The organism is Halopseudomonas pelagia, from assembly GCF_009497895.1.
In the GTDB taxonomy this organism is placed as follows: domain Bacteria; phylum Pseudomonadota; class Gammaproteobacteria; order Pseudomonadales; family Pseudomonadaceae; genus Halopseudomonas; species Halopseudomonas pelagia_A.
On sequence record NZ_CP033116.1, the window covers coordinates 1,414,524 to 1,432,698 of the forward strand.

Consider the following 18,175-nt stretch of genomic DNA (forward strand, 5'->3'; position numbering starts at 1 on the left):
CATTCCATGAGCAACGTCCAAGGCTACTTCGATCCGCGTTTCGAAACTGTGCGCGAGCTGTTTGCCGAACAGCAGGCTGACGAGCAGGCGCGGGGCGGCGCCCTGTGCGTGACTGTCGGCGGCGAAACGGTACTGGATCTGTGGCAGGGCGTGGCCGATAAGGACAACCAGCAGGTCTGGGAGCAGGACACCCTGGTCAACGTGTTCTCCTGCACCAAGCCGTTGGGCGCGGTGGCGCTGTTGCAGCAGGTCGAAGCTGGCCGGATCGAACTCGATAGCCCGCTGGCCGATGCCTGGCCCGAATTTGCCCAGGCGGGGAAAGAACAGATCACCCTGCGTCAGGTGCTCAGCCATCGCTCCGGCTTGTCCGCCATCAGCGATACCCTACCGCCGGAAGCGCTGTTCGACTGGGATACCATGACGACTGCGCTGGCGGCCCAGGAACCCTGGTGGACACCCGGCGCAGCCCATGGCTATGCCCCTGTCACCTACGCCTGGCTGCTCGGCGAACCACTCAAACGTCTTAGCGGAGAGCGCCCCGGCGCCTATATCCAACAGCATATCTGTCGGCCGCTGGGCATGGACTTCTTTGTCGGTGTGCCGGACGACCATCTGCAGCGTATCGCCCACGTATCGCGCCTGCGCAATCAGTACGGCGATGACTATGCGCGCAAACTCTTCGCCTCCATGGGTCAGCCTGAAGGCATGGGTTTCAAAGCCTTCGGCAACCCCTCCAGCATGATGGTCAGCACCAACACGCGCGAATGGCAGCAGGCGGAAATTCTCTCCGCCAACGGCACCGGTAATGCGCGCTCGCTCGCGCGCTTTTGGCAGGTTATGGCGCATGGCGGCAGTCTGGACGGCGCGCACCTGCTCGACGACAAACTAGTGGATGTGATGCAGCAGCAACACAGCCAGGGCATGGACAAGACCCTGCTGGCGCCGACCCGCTTTGGCCTGGGCGTGATGCTCGAACAGGATTGGGAAGGTGGCGGCTTCGGCATGGGCCCCCAGGCCTACGGGCATCCAGGCGCTGGTGGCTCTTTAGGCTTCTGCGATCCCGAGGCTGGTGTTGGTTTTGGCTACGTCACCAACACCATGGGCCCCTACGTGTTGATGGATCCGCGCGCACTGGCATTGAGCCGCGAAGTCTATCGCTGCCTGAAACAGCTGGATTGATACAGCGCTTGTCCGAGGTCAAAGAGTGGTGCGTGCAAGGTGCTAGCATAAGGGCACTGTGATCTGGAGACGTGAAAATGAAAGCCGAGTTAGCCGATCTGCGCCGTGACTACACCCGTGATGGCCTGCTTGAAAGTCAGGCGCCTGCTGAACCTCTAAGTCTGTTTGCCACCTGGTTCGAGCAGGCGGTGGAAATCGAATCAACTGAAGCCAACGCCATGATGCTGGCCACCGTCGATGACGCCGGCCAGCCGCACTTGCGCACCCTGTTGCTCAAGGGCATGGATGATCGTGGTTTCGTGTTTTTTACCAATTATCAGAGCGCCAAGGGCCAGCAGCTGCAAGGCCACCCCCAGGCCGCGATGACCTTCTGGTGGCACGATCTTGAGCGCCAGGTACGCATTGAGGGCACGGTCGAGCGCATCAGTGACGACGAGTCCGACGCCTATTATCAAAGCCGCCCGCTGGGCAGCCGCCTGGGCGCCTGGGCTTCTCCACAGAGTCAGGTGATCGCCAGCCGCGATGTGCTGGAGCAAAACCTGGCTCAACTGCAGCAACGCTATGCCGATCAGGCACCTGAGCGTCCAGCGCATTGGGGCGGTTTTCGTCTCAAGCCACAGCTGATCGAATTCTGGCAGGGGCGGCCAAGCCGCCTGCATGATCGGCTCAGTTATCGGCTTCTGGAAAGTGCCTGGCAGCGCGAACGCCTGGCGCCCTGATGCTTGCGAGCTAGCGGCTTTTCCCTCACTCTTGTGGCAAATAACAGGGTGAGGGCAGGCGATGGCCAGGGGCGCGTTTCAGCAAAAAGTGGTGGTCATTACCGGTGGTTGCGCGGGTATCGGGCGCGCGCTGGCGCTGAGGTTTGCCCAGTCCGGCGCACGCATCGCCATACTCGATGTGCAGGACGAACCCCTGTTGGCCTTTCAGCAACAACTGATGGACAAGCTGAATGCCGAAGTCCTGGCCATCCGCTGTGATGTCGCCGACCCGCAGGCTTGCGAACAGGCGATCTGTCAGGTACTGGAGCATTTCGGCGGTATCGACCTGCTGATCAATAATGCCGGCATCACCCACCGTAGTACCTTTGCCGAGACCGATCTGGCGGTGTTTCAACGCATCATGGCAGTCAATTACTTCGGCGCCTTGCACTGCACCCAACAGGCACTGCCGAGCATCGTGCAACGCCAGGGGCAGATCATCGTCCTCAGCTCGCTGTCTGGCTTTGCTCCACTGCTCTATCGTAGTGCCTACAACGCCAGCAAGCACGCGCTGCATGGCCTGTTTGAAACGCTGCGCATGGAAGTTCGACCGCAGGGCGTGAACGTCATGCTGGTCACCCCCGGCTTTACCGCCACGGATATCCGCAAGAATGCATTGGTCGGCGACGGTTCGATCAGCAAGCAGATCATCAATACGCCGTTCAAGGTATCGTCGCCCAGCGATGTGGCGGATGATATCTACCGCGGTGCGGTCAAGCGCAAACGGTTGATGGTGTTATCCAACGTCAATTGGCGCGCCCGCTTGCTGGCACGCTGGTTTCCCGGGCTGTTCGAGCGCTGGATGCTGCCGAGGCTGTCCGGCGTCAAGCCTCAGCGTTGAGATCAGTTTGCTGGGTCTGGCGCAGAGTCTGGCTGGCAGCCTAGATAGTTGATAGCGCCCTGACCGGCGCGCCGGCCACTGGCGAAACAGGCCGTGAGCAGATAACCACCGGTTGGCGCTTCCCAGTCCAGCATCTCCCCTGCGCAGAAAACGCCCGGCAAGTCCTTGAGCATCAAATGCTCATCAAGCGCTTCGTGCGTTACGCCGCCAGCGCTACTGATGGCTTCATCCAATGGGCGCATCCCGGTCAACTCGATAGGGAGGGCTTTGATACCGGCGGCCAGACGCGGCGCATCAGTGAAAGCTTCCTTGGCCAGGCACTCATGCAACAGTGCGACTTTCAATGCATCCAGCCCGGCGCGCTTGCGCAGTACCGAGGCCAGTGTCTGGCCGCCGCGCGGCTTACGCAGGATCTGGGTCAACTGCTCGGCGCTGCGGTCCGGTGCCAGATCCAGCGTCAGCCAGGCCTGGCCATTGACTAGCAACTGGTCGCGCAGCGGCGCAGACAGGGCATAGATCAGACTGCCCTCCAGGCCATCATGAGTGACGATGCATTCTCCGCGTTTTCCTTCAGTGCTGCCGTCAGGCAAAACCAGGCTGGCTATGACTTGCTTAAGTGGTTGGCCGGCAAAGCGCTGGCTGAGATGCGCGCTCCACTGCCGGGTAAAGCCGCCGTTGGCCGGTAGCAAGTCCCTTACCTTAATATCTCGCTTCTGCAACAGGTTGACCCAGGCCCCATCTGAACCCAGCCGCGCCCAGCTGCCGCCGCCTAGTGCCAGAACCACAGCACTGTGAGTTTTTAGCTGCTCGCCCTGGGGGGTGTCGAACACGCACTCGTTCTGGTTATTCCAGCCCAGCCAGCGGTGGCGGTTGTGGATGCTCACGCCTTGCTCGCGCAGTCGCCTCAGCCAGGCGCGCAGTAACGGCGCGGCTTTCATATCGGTAGGGAAGATGCGACCGGACGAGCCAATAAAGGTATCGACGCCCAGGCCATGAATCCATTCGCGCAGTTGGGTTGCATCGAGGTCCGCCAGCCATTCGCCGACCCAGGGGCTGGCTTCGCGGTAGCGGCTGACAAAGTCGGCGGAATTCTCGGAGTGGGTAATATTCATACCGCCCACACCGGCAAGCAGAAACTTGCGGCCCACTGAGGGCATGGCGTCGTAGACATCCACCGTCAATCCCGCTGTGGCCAGTGTTTCCGCTGCCATCAAGCCAGCAGGGCCGGCACCGATAACGGCAACACTGGGTGGGGTAGGCAAAGGCATGGGAGGGTCCGCAGGGCAAAGATTGGCCGGCAGTTTAACCCAATCCCCGCTCACGCCAAATCTGCTGCGCGCTGTGATGCAGAATACCGTGGCGGCGGGCGAGGGCGGCGCGATCTCGGTCATAGCCGCCACCGATTACCGCGCACACCGGAATGTCGCGGGCCAGGCAATGATCGATAACCTGACGATCCCGGCGCGCTATGCCGTCATCGGTGAGGTTCAGATAGCCCAGCGCGTCCTGCTGATGCACATCCACGCCAGCATCATAGAGCACCAGATCAGGCTGATAGAGTGGCAGCAGATAATTGAGCACGTCATCGACAATGCGGATATAGCCGTCATCATCCAGGTGCCGGGGCAAGGGAATATCCCAGTCGCTCTGGGCTTTGCGTGCGGGAAAGTTGTTTTCGCAGTGTAGCGAGACGGTGATGGCGTCGGCGTCGTGCTCGAGAATTCGCGCGGTACCGTCGCCCTGATGCACATCGCAATCGAAGATCAGCACCCGCTGCACCTTGCCGCTGGCTAGCATATAGCGGCTGATGATCGCCAAATCATTAAATATGCAGAAGCCGGACGCAAAATCATAGTGAGCGTGATGGGTACCGCCCGCCAGGTGACAGGCCAGCCCATGCTCCATCGCCAGCTCAGCAGTCAGGATTGATCCGCCCACCGCTCGCGTAGTTCGGCGAACCAGTGGCTCGCTCCAGGGCAAGCCCATGCGCCGCAGCTCCTGGGCGGCCAGGCTGGCATCATGGAAGCGTGACACGTAGTCCGGGTCATGGGCGAGGGCGAGCAGTTCGTCCGGACAAATCGGCGGCAAGTGCAGGTTGCCGTCGTGCAGTGTACCGCTCGCGCGCAGGTGGTCGTGCAGGCGCACGAACTTGTCCATCGGAAAGCGGTGAGCTGCCGGGAAGTCAAAGCTGTAATCCGGATGGTAGACCAGCGGCAGATCCATCCATACTCCTCGCGTGTAGATAATCAGCCGCCAGTATGATTCAGCGGTGCAGCTGGCAACAACCGCACAGGCGTTACCAAAAGCGACGCTTTAGCGGTTAGAATGTCCCGCTGGGTGACATTCTGTCGCAGCGCTTTTATTTCGTTTCCGGTCTTGTGGGCCGGCTGTCGTCGAGGAACCACGCACTATGTCGCACATGCTGGATGATCTGGTAAGCCTGTTGGCGCTGGAGAAAATTGAAGAGAATCTGTTCCGGGGCATGAGCCAGGATCTGGGATTCAAACAACTCTTTGGCGGCCAAGTGCTCGGCCAATCGCTGTCCGCTGCCAGTCAGACGGTCGATGCGCTGCGCCACGTCCATTCGGTGCACGGTTATTTTCTGCGCCCCGGCGATGCGACCTTGCCGATTATCTATCAGGTGGATCCGCTGCGTGATGGCGGCAGTTTTACCACCCGGCGCGTACAGGCGATCCAGAAGGGCAAGCCGATCTTCACCATGATCTGCTCATTCCAGGGCGATGAGGAAGGTTATACCCATCAGGCTGAGATGCCGAACGTGCCGGGCCCCGACGAGCTGCGCAATGAAACCGAGATCACCCGCGATCAGCAACACCTGATCAACGCCAAGGTGCGCGAGAAGGTGCTGGTCGACAAGCCGATCGAAATTCGCCCGGTGGAAGTGTTTAACCCTTTTGAGCCGCAGAAGGCCAAGCCGGTTCGGCATATGTGGTTCCGCGCCGATGGCCGTCTGCCGGATGACCCGCAGCTGCACCGCTACCTGCTGGCCTATGCCTCGGATTTCCATTTGCTGGGTACCGCGATGCTGCCCCATGCGGTGTCGTCCTGGTCGCGCAAGATGCAGGTGGCAAGTCTTGACCACTCCATCTGGTATCACCAGCCGCTACGCATGGACGACTGGCTGCTGTATGCGATGGACAGTCCGTCGGCGAGCGGTTCGCGCGGCCTGTCCCGCGGGCAGATCTTCAATCGTGACGGCCTGCTGGTAGCTTCCATTACCCAGGAATCACTGATGCGCCAGATTCAGGATTGAGTCATGCATGATTTGCAGGCATGGGTATTTGATCTGGACGGCACGCTGACGCTAGCGCAGCACGATTTTGCTGCGATTCGCCGCGAGCTCGGCGTCCCGGCTGAAGAGGACATTCTTGAGTTTATTGCCAGCCGGCCGTTGACCGAACGCGAACAACTGGCCGCCGAATTGGATGCGATCGAGATGCGTCTTGCAGCCGATGTACGGGCAGCGCCCGGCGCTGCCGAGCTGATAAGGTATCTGCACGAAACAGATCGCCAGGTTGGCATTCTGACGCGCAACCTTCAGCAAGTCGCCAGGTCTTCGCTCGAGGTCGTCGGGGTGTTGGACTGTTTTGCCCCCGAGCATATCCTCGGGCGTGCCGAGGCGCTGCCCAAGCCGGATCCGGATGGTATTCAGCAGCTTCTTGAAGGCTGGTCAGTGTCTGGCTCGCAGGCGGTTATGGTCGGCGACTTTCGTTTCGATCTTGAGGCTGGCCGGGCAGCGGGTTGCCGCACTTGCCTGGTGCATGCCGACAATCAATGGCCCGACTTGGCTGATTGGCACGTTGTGGACTGTCGTGAACTCATGGCGCAACTGACGCCACCCTAGCGCTAGCCCTCTAGCCGCCTCTTGCTCAACCCAGTGCTCGGCGATACAGTGCTCTGCTGCCAAGCGGTGGCGTGACCTCATTTTTATTAGCAACGCTTGTTGGCTGAGTTTCGGCTGACCGCAATGAACCAACGCACCCTCATTTAACCGTTTCACTAGGAGCCTCCATGGCCTGGTTAAGATCGCGTCGTCTGCACTATTTCGTTGGTGGTGTGGCGATCCTTTTTGTTTTGCTGGTCGCCTTGCGGGCCGTATTCTATTTTGGCTTCTCGTCCGTTACACCGGGAGCGGAGCAGTCCAGAGGCGTGATTCTGGAAACCTTGAGTATTGGCGCACGCTTTGACCTGCGCCTGGCCATCCTGCTGATGTTCCCCGCCATGCTGCTGGCCTGGCTGCCAGTGTGGAACAGTGTCCGTTCAAGCCTGCTGCGCTGGGTGGCGCGTATCTATCTGGTGCTGGCACTGGCCATTCTATTGTTGATGTACATTCTAGATTTCGGCCACTACGCCTATCTGGGCGTGCGCCTCAATGCCTCCGCGCTCAAGTTTATTGCTGATGCAGGCATCTCTCAGCAAATGGTCTGGGAAAGCTACCCGGTTATCTGGATTACGCTGGGCTGGCTGGCCACGCTGTTGATTTCGGTTTGGGCATTTGTCCGCCTGGAGAAGGTCACCCTCGACAAGCCAAAAACCGTTATCCCGCTCTGGTCACGGATTCTGGGCAGCGTGGTCATGGTGATTTTGGTGTTCCTGGCGCTTCTTGGGCGTTACACCAATATCAACTTGCAGAACCCGGTTCCCTTGCGCTGGAGTGATGCGTTTTTCGCAGGCGATAGCGAACTAGGCGCGCTGGGTCTGAACCCGGTGCTGTTCTTCTATGACACGCTGAGCGTGCCTCAGGAGCGTTACGATCTGGATCAGGTGCGCGAGCACTACCCGACCGTTAGCCGTTATCTCGGTGTTGAAAATCCAGATATTGACCAGCTCACTCTCAACCGTGAGGTGGGCGTTCAGCCGCATCGCCTGGATGTGACGCAGCCGCCCAATGTGGTCTTCGTCATGCTCGAATCCTTGGGCACCACTGCCGTGGGGGCGTACGGCAACCCGTTGAACCCAACCCCTAATATTGACCGCATGGCCCAGGAAAGCTGGTTCTTCCGGCATTTCTACGTGCCTGTAACCGGCACCGCCAAAACCGTTTGGGCGAGCATTACCGGGATTCCTGATGTGTCGCGCTCCGAAACCGCTACGCGTAATCCGCTGATCACCAATCAACATACCTTGATCAATGCGCTTGAGGGTTATAACAAGATCTACACCATCGGCGGCAACTCCGGCTGGGCAAACATGAATGCGCTGATACGTCAGAGTATTGATGGCGTGAAGTTGTACGAGGAAGGAGGCTGGAAAGCCAAAAATGTTGATGTCTGGGGTATTTCGGATCTGGACCTGTTCAAGGAAACCGATCAGATTCTGCGAAGCCTGCCCAAGGATGAACCTTTCTTCGCTTATATCCAGACGGCGGGCAATCACCGGCCGTTCACCATTCCTGCAGAGAATGACGGCTTCGAGGCTATTGAGCGCTCTCTAGAGGAAGTAGAGGCTGCGGGATCACGCAGTGTGGCTCAGTACAATGCTGCGCGGCTGCTGGACTTTAACCTGGGCCGCATGATTGAACTGGCCAAAGAGGGTGGTTATTTCGATAACACCATCTTCGTAATGTTTGGTGATCACAATACGCGCATTGCCAATATCGATTTCATGAAGCCGGCGTTTGATCAATTGGGACTGGAAAGCAATAACGTGCCGCTGTTGATCTACGCTCCCAAGCTGCTACCGCCTCGCGAGTTTGATGAGGCAGTGGGGCTGGCGGATCTGTTGCCGACCATTACGAGCCTGTTGGGCAAGGAATATGACAATCGGACCATGGGCCGCGATGTGCTGCAACCCTCACCGGAGGGCGAGCGCGTAGTGCCAGTGGTGCTTCGCGAGGGCACCTTCCCGCTGATTGGTGCGGTCAGTAAGGACTTCCTGTTGCAGATGAACTACGACGGTACCGAGCCCAGCCTGCATGATTTGAACTCCATGACGCCGCTGGACAACGTGGCGGAGGAGCATCCCGAGGAGTATCAGCGATTACTGCCCCTTACCCGGGGGTTGTATGAGACCTCGCGCTTTATGATGTATGAGAATGTGAGGGACTGATTAGCTACTTGTGATCCAAATAACCCGGCTTCGGCCGGGTTATTTTCTTCTCGGGTTTGCTTTTTCTGGCGGGATTTTATTGCGTTTAGGGAGTGGTCGGGTGTGGGCGCAGCCTTACAACGTCCCCTCCATGACACGCTACCAGCCATCCCTGGGGCTCGTCATCGCACATCCCTGTGCTCTGACGGTCATGGAGGGGACGTTGCAAGGCTGCACCACTGGGCATAGGAGTGTTCGGAAATAAACCCCAGAGTTAAGTTAGAGAGATGATGTTGGCGGAGTTGTTGAAGGATACTAGATAGTCATTCGGTTTCAGCGCCCCTGCCCCTGTGTGTGGCCGTCAGAGCACAGGGATGTGCGATGACGAGCCCCATGGACGGCTTGGAGCGTGCCACGCACAGGGGCAGGGGCGCTGAAACCTTGCACGCCGAGCCAGAATCACAAGCCACAAGCCACAAGCCACAAACCACAAACCACAAGCCACAAGCCACAAGCCACAAGCCCCAAGCTACATAGTTAGCCGCATAGACAGGTCCACAGCCTTGATGTCTTTGGTCAGCGTGCCAATGGAGATAAAGTCCACCCCGGTCTCGGCCACGCTGCGCAGGGACGTTTCTGTGATGCCGCCGGATGCTTCCAATGACGCACGTCCAGCAGTCTGTGCCACAGCCTCACGCATGTCATCGTGGCTCAGCTCGTCGAGCATGATGATGTCGGCCCCGGCAGACAGAGCCTGCTGCATCTCGTCCAGATTTTCCACTTCGACTTCTACCGGCTTGCCCGGCGCCAGGTTGCGAGCCTGGGCGACGGCTTCGGCAATGCCGCCACAGGCAGCAATATGATTTTCCTTGATTAGGAAAGCGTCGAACAGACCGATGCGGTGATTGTGGCAGCCGCCGCAGGTGACGGCGTATTTCTGTGCCATGCGCAGCCCAGGTAGGGTTTTGCGGGTGTCCAGCAATCGTACCGAGGTGCCTTCCACCAGTGAAGCGAAGTAGCGGCTGCGCGTTGCTGTGGCTGACAGGGTCTGGATGAAGTTCATGGCGCTGCGTTCGGCCGTGAGCAGTCCGCGGGCGGGACCGCTGAGCTTGCAGAATATCTGGTCGGGTTGCATCGGCTCGCCGTCGTTGACCAGCCATTGCACGGTGATCGCCGGATCCACTTGACGGAAAACCTCATCGGCCCAAGCGGTACCACACAGAATAGCTGCTTCGCGGGTCAGAATAGTCGCGGTGGCCTGACGGTCTTCGGGGATCAGCGATGCGGTTATATCGCCGGAGCCAACATCTTCTGCCAGCGCACGACGCACATCGTCAATGATGGTTTGCTGCAGGGTGTCGAGGGTCAGGTTTGGCATACGGGCTCCGTCGCGGATCGGCATCAGCCGGCGAGTATACCCGATAAGAAAGAAAATACCCGCCCCGGGAAGGGCGGGTATCACAGCGTTAGCTTAGTTGTTTTTCAACAGGTTCGCCGGGTTGTTGAAGTAGTCCTTGGTCAGCTTGAAGACCACAGGGCTAAGCAGCAAGAGTGCGACCAGGTTGGGAATCGCCATCATTGCATTCAGCGTATCGGCGACCAGCCACAGACTGCCCAGATCAATGATCGGCAGCGTGCCCAGCGGGATGGCCAGAACCCAGAGTACCCGGAACGGAATATTGGATTTCTCACCGAACAGGAACTGGGTGCACTTTTCGCCATAGAAACTCCAGCCAATGATGGTGGTGAACGCGAACACTGCCAGACCAATACTCACAATGTACTGACCCCAGCCGCCTGGAAGACCTTCGTTGAAGGCCAGTGCAGACATGGATGCGCCATTCTCACCGCTTTGCCAAGCGCCGGTGACCATGATCACCAGGCCGGTGATGGAGCAAATGATGATGGTATCGATAAAGGTACCCAGCATCGCGACGGTGCCCTGGCGAATCGGATCCTTGGTTTGTGCGGCTGCGTGGGCAATAGGAGCGCTGCCCAGACCTGCTTCGTTAGAAAACACGCCGCGGGCAATACCGAATCGCATGGCCGCCCAGATGGTCGCGCCGGCAAAGCCGCCAGCGGCCGCAATCGGGTTAAACGCGTGGTAGAAGATCAGGCTGAAAGCTTCCGGCAGGCGGTCAGCGTGCATGATCAGAATGATCAGGCCGCCACCCACGTAGAAAATCGCCATGATCGGCACCAGTTTGCCCGCCACGTCACCAATACGCTTGATACCGCCAATCAGCACCAGTGCAACCAGCACGGCGATAACGATACCGGTTACCAGCGGCTGAATGCCGAAGGTACTCTGCAGCGCATCGGCTACCGAGTTGGACTGGATGGTATTACCAATACCAAATCCGGCGAGCATGCCGAAGATGGCGAAAAGTACGCCCAGCCATTTCCACTTAACGCCTAGCCCGTTCTTGATGTAGTACATGGGGCCGCCAACATGGTTGCCGTTAGCGTCTTTTTCGCGGTAATGAACGGCCAGCGTCGCTTCGCAGAACTTGGTAGCCATACCCACTAATGCGATAACCCACATCCAAAACAAAGCGCCAGGGCCGCCGAAGAACACGGCGGTGGCAACACCGGCAATGTTACCGGTACCGACGGTGGCAGAAAGCGCTGTCATCAACGCGTTAAACGGGCTGATGTCACCTTCTTCGGTGCTTTTCCGACCACGCCACAGCATCTTGAAGCCGTAGATGAGCTTGCGTTGCGGCGTCAGTTTAAGGCCCAGGGTGAGGTAGAGGCCTGTACCAGCCAGCAGTATCAGCATGGCTGGCCCCCACACCACGCCGTTGATGGCGCTGATTATTCCTATGAGTGATTCCATTTTATTCGGCTCTCCAGCGATTTGTTATAGTCTTGGTTTTTTACGGCTGTTGGGTCTGGCGCAAATAGTGAGTCCCAAGATCAGGGTAAACCAGTATTGGCGATTCTGCCTTGATCGGGCTGCGACAGCATGGCGTTCTTGAGCGTTTCTGGCCTGCCTGAGATCGTCCAATTGTTACAGGAATGCGTCTAGGTAAGGACCTTGCCGCCCAATAAGAGTGTGAACTTGGTCAAGGAATGAGCGCATGGCAATGTCGGGACGCTAAATGGCTGTATACTGATTTTAAAATTGACGCCATATTCATGACGTGCGGAAGGCAACATCACAGGATGTGAAAGGTGACAGCGTTGAGCCCTGGGAAATTCTTTTGAGCTGAGTCCTGTTGGCGTTTTTAAGGCAGTACCACACTGCCCGGGGAGTATGTATGGCCCGCGATCCTAAAATTGTTCCCATCACCTCCGCCGGTGAAATCGGTGCGGGCGGCTTTGATCCGAACAGGCCGTCCAACCTTCCGTCGCCCTTGATGCCGGTGCGCAAACAGGCGGTCGACTTTATCAAGTTGAGCCTGACCACCCTGTTTGATAATGCCGATGACAGCCTGTTTGAGATGGCTGATCGTGCTGGTAGCAATAATGAGCAGACGCTGTTTTTTGAAGCCATGCGCGCGGTACGTTTGCAGCGGCACAAGATCACCAAGGATTGTTGCCATGGTTTGATGCGCGAGCTCGAAGCGCTCAATCAGGATGCCGACAAGCCAGTTACTACCTCCATTCATAACTTCGAACTCGACAGCTTGTCATTGGTGCAGCCCGATGAGCTGGAGGAAACGGTCGCGCTCGATAGCATGATCGGCCGTGCGGTAACGCGCAACAAGGCCTCGCTCTCGCATCTGTCAATTCGCTTTAACAGCCTGGTCAAACGCCGGGTCGATGACCGTGATTTGCCTATCGGTCCAGCCATGTTGTCGCAGGTCTTCGTCGGGGCGTTGTCCGAGATGGAGCTCGACATCAAGGTGCGGTTGATTATTTTCAAGCTGTTTGAGCGCTATGTGTTCAATCAGGTGGATGGATTTTATGATGAGGTCAACAAGCAACTGATCCTCTCTGGCGTGCTGCCGGATCTGAAAAATACTGCGGGCCGTCAGGCTGCTGCACGCATAACGGGGTCAGCCCCTGTGGCGGGCCAGGCTTATCGGCAAGCAGAAGGCGGCCAGCAGGATTTCGCCGAGCATCAGCAAGTGCTCTCCATGTTCAGCGAGCTGATTGGCAACTGGCGTCATGCCAGCGGCGATGCGGCCTTATCTTCCATGGGTTCGCCATCTACCCAAACGCTGCGCAGTAACGAGTTGCTCGGCATGCTGGCTGACTTGTCGAGCCTGGATGCTGCCGATGACGCCAGCCAGCGGCTGGACATGCGTGCTCAAATCAATCAACTGCTGCGGCGCCAGCGCGATCAGCATGGCCAATCCCGTTCACTGGAGCGGGTGGATGATGACGTCATCAGCCTGGTTTCCATGCTGTTTGATTTCATCCTTGATGATCCCGAGTTGCCTGCCGCAGTCAAGGCGATGATTGGTCGTCTGCAGCTGCCTATCCTGCGCGTGGCCATCGCCGACAAGCGTTTTTTCAGCCAGTCCAGTCATCCGGCGCGGCGCCTGCTCAATGAGCTGGCGCGCTCCACCATGGGCTGGAGTGACCAGGACGATTTGCGCCGTGATCAATTGCACGCACTGCTGGAAAGCATCGTGCAACGGCTGCTTGATCAGCCAGAGCCGGATCCGGAGCTGTTTGCCTCTCTGCACACTGAGCTGGCGGGCTTCATCAACGTCGAGAAACGCCGCTCGGAACGATTGGAGCAGCGCACTCGTGATGCCGAAGAGGGCAGGGCACGCATTGAGTCGGCGCGAACCCAGGTAGCCTTGAGCTTGAATGAGCTATTGATGGGCAGGACGCTTCCGGTTTTTGCGGTGGATCTGTTGCGCGATACCTGGAGCCAGGTAATGCAGATGACCTGTCTGCGTGAGGGTCATGACTCTGAGGCCTGGCGTGAGGTCAAGCGAGCTGCGGAACAGATGCTCGAAAGTATCGAGCCGCTGGGTGACGGTGCACCCGCTGAGCGGGAGGCGCTTAATGCACGGGTCAGGCAGTCGATTGCCGACGGTTTGCAGTTGATCGGTTTCCGGGCGGAACAAGGCGCGCCTCTGCTGGTGAAGGTGCAGCAGCTGCAACAATCGCGTTTGACGTCACCCGTCCCTGCAGCGCAGCAAACTGCGCCCTCTACCAGCGCCGCGCCGCAGCCAGAGGCGAATGACGGGGAGCCCTTGATGGCCGCCGAGGCGCAGCCGGCGTTCTACGATGCTGGGAATGCCCAAGACGACAATCAGCTGGATATTACCGAGCAGGTTGCCGGTATTACGCCAGTGGCTTCTTCGCCGGAGTTGGGGCCATTACCTGAGGTACCCACCGTCCGAGTGGACGCGCCAATTATTCCGGCTGAGGCCTTACCAGCCGAGCCGGAGCTGGTTGGCGATCTGCCGGACATAAAAGCGGCGGCCTGGGTCGACGCACTGCACACCGGGAGTTGGTTCGAATTGATGACCGCCGTCGATGCGCCGGCGCAACGCTGCAAGCTGGCGGCTATTATCAGCTTCAGCGGCAAGTATATTTTCGTCAATCGCAGCGGTGTGAAAGTCGTCGAGTACACCGCTACCAGCCTGGCTCAACACTACGAGCAGGGGCTGGTACGCTTGCTGGACGATAACCAATTGTTTGACCGGGCGCTGGAATCGGTGATCGGTAATCTGCGCCGGCTTCAAGCCAGCAAAAACTGATTCAGCGAGGCTATTCCCCGCAGGGGTGGCCTGCTAGCATAGGGTCTTTCGCGAATCACGAGTCCTATGCAGATCAACGAGCACGATGGCTGGTGCAGTGAGGTCAACCACTGTCCTTCCCCGCATCACAACGATCGGCCTGTGGGTCAGGCGGTATCGCTGTTGGTGATCCATAACATCAGCTTGCCGCCCGGCGAGTTTGGCGGCGGACATGTACAGTCTTTCTTCCAGGGGCATCTCGACCCCACCGCGCATCCCTATTTCGCAGAAATCTCCCCGCTGAAAGTGTCCGCACACTTTCTGATCGAGCGCGACGGTGTTATCACCCAGTTTGTCTCGTGCTTCAAACGGGCCTGGCACGCCGGGCGCTCGCGTTATGCTGGGCGCGAGGAGTGCAATGACTACTCCATCGGCATTGAACTTGAGGGCACCGATGAGCTTGCCTACACCGCTCTTCAGTACGATGCGCTGCAGGCCTTGACCAAGGTGCTGCAGCGCGCCTTCCCTGCCATTACGCTTCACCGAATCACCGGCCATGAATTTATTGCGCCCGGACGCAAGACAGACCCGGGTACGGCGTTTGACTGGCAGCGCTATCTTTGTAGCGTGATCGACGCACCCGGCGTGCCTAGTGGGAGACGAGTATGAATTTTCTGGTATTGCTGCTGGTCGCGCTGATCCTGAAATTTACCCCGTGGCGCAAGGGTTTCCCGGTGGACTTGCTGGGTAACTGGGCGCGCCGAGTGGCCGCTGCGCCCCCCCGGCCGAAATGGCAAGCGCTGGGCATGCTGGCTCTGCCGCTCTTGCTGGTCGGTCTGTTGCTCTGGCTGGTTGGAGGAATCGGCTATGGGGTGCTGACGCTGCTGGTGCATACCTTTGTGCTGCTGTTATGCGTCGGCCGCAATGATCCCTTGCAGGCGATGACGGCACAGTTCGAGCAGGCCTGGGAGCGCGGCGATCGGGAGGCGGCCAGCCTGGTTGCCGAGCGCGATATGAACATTCGTGCCGAGAATTCGGTTGAGTTGCTTGTCAGTGTGCGTAAACGCGTAGTGTGGGAGGTCTGTGAGGGTTATCTGGTGCCGGCCTTCTGGTATCTGCTGCTGGGTCCACTCGGTGCTATGGCCTATCGGATGCTGCAGCAACTGCAAACGCCGGCTGAGCATCCCCTGCGCGCACTGGCGGCGTCGGTCGTCCATGCTCTGGAATGGCTGCCGGCGCGTTTGATGGTATTGAGTATGGCACTAGTCGGGCATTTTGAACGCACGCTCGCGGCGCTCGGCGAGGTACTGCGGAGTTGGGAGGTGTCCGCTGAGCAGGTGACGGGGCAGGGTGCAGAAGCGGCCCTGGCCGCCCCCGATACCGAAGTGGAGCACCGGTCGGTGATGCCGCCGGTACGCAGATTACTCCAGCGCTGTCTGTTTGTCTGGGCGGTGGCCATTGCTTTTCTCAGCGTGCTCGCCTGACCGGTCGTGTGGATTGGCTTAAAGAACTGTGAATGTTTGCCGATAGAGTCACTGTGAGACAGTTACTGACGCGATTGGCGGTAGAATGCCAGAGCCCATTACTGGCTAATAAAAATAAATGTATCTGGGTCAGGTCTGCCCTGGCTGTTATGGCCCCGGTACGCAGTTGTACATGAGGAGAGTCTTGAGTGAATAGTCTGATGGCTCCTGCCATAGCGTTGATGAACCGACTTGGTTACGGCATGAAGTTCTGCCTGATCAGTGTGTTGTTTTTTATTCCCCTGGGAATTGTCAGCAGCATGTTGGTGCAACAGGCTTATGACCGCGTGGAGCTCACCCAGCATGCCCTGGACAGCATGGCCTTGCTGCGCCAGAACACCGCGATTCTGCGCGATGCAGAAGCCTTGCGTGATCTGGACATGATCTACGTGCAGTTGGGCCAGGGCGAGTACGCCCAGGACCTGGAGCAGCGTACTCAAGTCTTGCGCAAGAGCGTGATCGATGGCCTCAACGGTTTGGCCCTTGATGCCGATGATCCTGAAGCCGCCGACCTTATAGCCAAGCGCGACGAGCTGGTTAGCGTTTACCAGGGCATTGCGGGCGAGTCCGTGCGCAACCGCGGCGCCATGTCTACTCAGGCGTTGGGTGAAGTCAGCTCACTGCTGAGCTTCAGCGCCGCCTATGCCGGGCTCCCTCAGGATTATGATCGCAATATCCGCCAGCTCAGCGATCTGCTGATCAATGTCACGCCGAACATCACCTCGTCACTGGGTAACGGACGCTCGGTGGGTGCTTATTCGATGGGCCTGGGTTATCTGAACTCCGACGCCAGCCGCGACATGGATGATCTGTTCGAAACGATGCAGCGCCTGCGCAGTGACTATGAGCAAGTGCTTGCGCTGGTTCTGGCCGATAGCAGTCTGGCGGGCCTGCAATCCTACTCCCAGGCCAGTCTTGAGAGCCTGGATGAAGCCATCCGCATCTTTGAAGATGACATTATCCTGGCCAACAGTTTGTCTGGAACCTGGTCGGACTATTTCGCCCGGCTCACCAGCGAAATCGATAAAACCTACGCGTTCAACCAGGAGATGCTCGACACCCTGGCCCAGGTGCTTGAGCAGCGCATGGCCGAGAATTTCCGCTCGATGATGGTGTTGATCGTATCGTTGACGCTGGTCGGGCTGTTGATCATCTATCTCTATGCCGGCTTCTATATGGCTACGCGGCGCACGCTCAGGCGCTTGTCCGTGCTGATGGGCCAGGTAGCCGGTGGCGACATGACCGTGCAGGTCGAAGTAGATAGCCGCGATGAGCTTGGCGTATTGGCCAGTGAATTCAACGACACCGTCGAGCGCATTCGCGAACTGATACGTCAGGTCAGCCAGACAGCCGGTGAGGTACAGCAGCAGTCACAGCAGGTAGAAAGCATCTCCAGCGAAAGCAGTCATGCTGTTGCGTCCCAGCGCTCCCAGATTGAGCAAGTAGCCACTGCGATGAACGAAATGTCCGCGACCTCGCAGGAGGTGGCGCGCAGTGCCGCATTGGCAGTGACCAGCGCCGAACAGGTGAATACCGAAACGCTGAATGGTCGCAAGCTGGTGGAAAGCTCGGTGGAAGGTATTGGCAAGCTGGCTGGCGAGATCGAGAACTCGGTCAAGGTGATCAACAAGCTGGCGGATGACAGCAGCTCCATCAGTCGGGTACTGGAAGTGATCAAGGGTGTGGCCGAGCAGACCAATCTGCTGGCGCTGAATGCGGCCATTGAAGCCGCTCGAGCCGGAGAGCAGGGTCGTGGCTTTGCTGTGGTCGCCGACGAAGTGCGCACATTGGCGCGACGTACCCAGCAGTCCACCGAAGAAATCGAGCAGATGATTGCCCGCTTGCAGGAAGGTGTCAGCGGTGCGGTCAAGGCCATGGGCGCCAGTCACGGCATGACAGGCTCGACCGTGGAGGCGTCGCTCAAGGTCCAGGAAGCTTTGGGTAACATCCTCAAATCGGTAACGCAGATTGTTGACCAGAGTCAGCAGATTGCCGCCGCGGCTGAGGAGCAGACGGCCGTCAGCCATGATATTGACCACAATATTGTGCAGATCAACCAGACCGGTGAAAGAACCGCCGAAGGCGCCCGTCAGGCCGAGCAGTCAAGCAACCGTATGGGGCAACTGGTCAAGGATCTGCAGCACATCATCAGCGCATTCCGCGTGTAACCCTACACCG

14 protein-coding genes are annotated in these 18,175 nt (G+C 58.6%); 10 read left to right on the forward strand and 4 right to left on the reverse strand.

Annotated features, from left to right (window positions below; all coding sequences use genetic code 11):
- The first annotated feature begins 6 nt into the window (after positions 1-6).
- The 3 genes from EAO82_RS06705 to EAO82_RS06715 all read left to right on the forward strand — a co-directional run bounded on the left by EAO82_RS06705 (position 7) and on the right by EAO82_RS06715 (position 2,778).
- Positions 7-1,179, forward strand: coding sequence for a serine hydrolase domain-containing protein (locus EAO82_RS06705; protein ID WP_096346687.1), 1,173 nt, complete (start codon positions 7-9; stop codon positions 1,177-1,179).
- A 77-nt stretch (positions 1,180-1,256) separates the two neighbouring features.
- Complete coding sequence (pdxH, locus tag EAO82_RS06710; protein ID WP_096346686.1) at positions 1,257-1,898, forward strand: pyridoxamine 5'-phosphate oxidase; 642 nt, start codon at positions 1,257-1,259, stop codon at positions 1,896-1,898.
- A gap of 61 nt (positions 1,899-1,959) precedes the next feature.
- Positions 1,960-2,778 (forward strand): SDR family oxidoreductase, encoded by an 819-nt coding sequence (locus EAO82_RS06715; protein WP_096346685.1) that lies wholly within the window; start codon positions 1,960-1,962, stop codon positions 2,776-2,778.
- A gap of 2 nt (positions 2,779-2,780) precedes the next feature.
- Here the strand turns inward: EAO82_RS06715 and EAO82_RS06720 are convergent, their stop codons facing one another.
- Complete coding sequence (locus EAO82_RS06720; RefSeq protein WP_096346684.1) at positions 2,781-4,046, reverse strand: TIGR03862 family flavoprotein; 1,266 nt, start codon at positions 4,044-4,046, stop codon at positions 2,781-2,783.
- A 34-nt stretch (positions 4,047-4,080) separates the two neighbouring features.
- Entirely contained in the window at positions 4,081-5,001 is a 921-nt protein-coding gene (locus tag EAO82_RS06725) for a histone deacetylase (protein WP_096346683.1), read from the reverse strand.
- 187 nt (positions 5,002-5,188) lie between these two features.
- On the opposite strand from EAO82_RS06725, the gene tesB reads away from it, so the two are divergent.
- The 3 genes from tesB (at position 5,189) to EAO82_RS06740 (ending at position 8,847) form a co-directional block, all read left to right on the forward strand.
- A complete protein-coding gene (gene tesB, locus EAO82_RS06730) occupies positions 5,189-6,052 on the forward strand; it encodes an acyl-CoA thioesterase II (protein WP_096346682.1) in 864 nt (287 codons plus the stop codon).
- A gap of 3 nt (positions 6,053-6,055) precedes the next feature.
- Positions 6,056-6,643 (forward strand): HAD family hydrolase, encoded by a 588-nt coding sequence (locus tag EAO82_RS06735; RefSeq protein WP_096346681.1) that lies wholly within the window; start codon positions 6,056-6,058, stop codon positions 6,641-6,643.
- Between the two features lie 167 nt (positions 6,644-6,810).
- Positions 6,811-8,847, forward strand: a complete 2,037-nt coding sequence (locus EAO82_RS06740; RefSeq protein ID WP_096346680.1) for an LTA synthase family protein — start codon at positions 6,811-6,813, stop codon at positions 8,845-8,847.
- A 508-nt stretch (positions 8,848-9,355) separates the two neighbouring features.
- On the opposite strand, the gene nadC is transcribed toward EAO82_RS06740, so the two are convergent.
- Together nadC and EAO82_RS06750 are read right to left on the reverse strand one after the other, a co-directional pair.
- Positions 9,356-10,204, reverse strand: a complete 849-nt coding sequence (nadC, locus tag EAO82_RS06745) for a carboxylating nicotinate-nucleotide diphosphorylase (RefSeq protein ID WP_096347447.1) — start codon at positions 10,202-10,204, stop codon at positions 9,356-9,358.
- 93 nt (positions 10,205-10,297) lie between these two features.
- Positions 10,298-11,665: an alanine/glycine:cation symporter family protein gene (locus tag EAO82_RS06750; protein ID WP_096347448.1), complete on the reverse strand. Its 1,368-nt coding sequence runs from the start codon at positions 11,663-11,665 to the stop codon at positions 10,298-10,300.
- Positions 11,666-12,089: 424 nt separating this feature from the next.
- Between EAO82_RS06750 and EAO82_RS06755 the strand changes: the two genes are divergently transcribed.
- The 4 genes from EAO82_RS06755 (at position 12,090) to EAO82_RS06770 (ending at position 18,165) form a co-directional block, all read left to right on the forward strand.
- The gene (locus EAO82_RS06755) at positions 12,090-14,495 is read left to right on the forward strand and encodes a DUF1631 domain-containing protein (RefSeq protein WP_096347449.1); all 2,406 of its coding nucleotides are present in this window, start codon (positions 12,090-12,092) and stop codon (positions 14,493-14,495) included.
- 66 nt (positions 14,496-14,561) lie between these two features.
- Positions 14,562-15,143, forward strand: coding sequence for a 1,6-anhydro-N-acetylmuramyl-L-alanine amidase AmpD (ampD, locus tag EAO82_RS06760; protein ID WP_096347450.1), 582 nt, complete (start codon positions 14,562-14,564; stop codon positions 15,141-15,143).
- Positions 15,140-15,958, forward strand: a complete 819-nt coding sequence (gene ampE, locus EAO82_RS06765; RefSeq protein ID WP_096347451.1) for a regulatory signaling modulator protein AmpE — start codon at positions 15,140-15,142, stop codon at positions 15,956-15,958. Before ampD ends, ampE begins: the two co-directional genes overlap by 4 nt.
- Positions 15,959-16,146: 188 nt before the next feature.
- On the forward strand, positions 16,147-18,165 hold the full coding sequence (locus EAO82_RS06770; RefSeq protein WP_096347452.1) for a methyl-accepting chemotaxis protein: 2,019 nt from the start codon (positions 16,147-16,149) through the stop codon (positions 18,163-18,165).
- Positions 18,166-18,175: the final 10 nt, after the last annotated feature.

What these genes read in the sequence shown, in the direction of transcription:
- EAO82_RS06705 (WP_096346687.1), top strand. Translation starts at nt 7, where the DNA reads ATGAGCAACGTCCAAGGCTACTTCGATCCGCGTTTCGAAACTGTGCGC.
- pdxH (WP_096346686.1), top strand. Translation starts at nt 1,257, where the DNA reads ATGAAAGCCGAGTTAGCCGATCTGCGCCGTGACTACACCCGTGATGGC.
- EAO82_RS06715 (WP_096346685.1), top strand. Translation starts at nt 1,960, where the DNA reads ATGGCCAGGGGCGCGTTTCAGCAAAAAGTGGTGGTCATTACCGGTGGT.
- EAO82_RS06720 (WP_096346684.1), bottom strand. Translation starts at nt 4,046, where the DNA reads ATGCCTTTGCCTACCCCACCCAGTGTTGCCGTTATCGGTGCCGGCCCT.
- EAO82_RS06725 (WP_096346683.1), bottom strand. Translation starts at nt 5,001, where the DNA reads ATGGATCTGCCGCTGGTCTACCATCCGGATTACAGCTTTGACTTCCCG.
- tesB (WP_096346682.1), top strand. Translation starts at nt 5,189, where the DNA reads ATGTCGCACATGCTGGATGATCTGGTAAGCCTGTTGGCGCTGGAGAAA.
- EAO82_RS06735 (WP_096346681.1), top strand. Translation starts at nt 6,056, where the DNA reads ATGCATGATTTGCAGGCATGGGTATTTGATCTGGACGGCACGCTGACG.
- EAO82_RS06740 (WP_096346680.1), top strand. Translation starts at nt 6,811, where the DNA reads ATGGCCTGGTTAAGATCGCGTCGTCTGCACTATTTCGTTGGTGGTGTG.
- nadC (WP_096347447.1), bottom strand. Translation starts at nt 10,204, where the DNA reads ATGCCAAACCTGACCCTCGACACCCTGCAGCAAACCATCATTGACGAT.
- EAO82_RS06750 (WP_096347448.1), bottom strand. Translation starts at nt 11,665, where the DNA reads ATGGAATCACTCATAGGAATAATCAGCGCCATCAACGGCGTGGTGTGG.
- EAO82_RS06755 (WP_096347449.1), top strand. Translation starts at nt 12,090, where the DNA reads ATGGCCCGCGATCCTAAAATTGTTCCCATCACCTCCGCCGGTGAAATC.
- ampD (WP_096347450.1), top strand. Translation starts at nt 14,562, where the DNA reads ATGCAGATCAACGAGCACGATGGCTGGTGCAGTGAGGTCAACCACTGT.
- ampE (WP_096347451.1), top strand. Translation starts at nt 15,140, where the DNA reads ATGAATTTTCTGGTATTGCTGCTGGTCGCGCTGATCCTGAAATTTACC.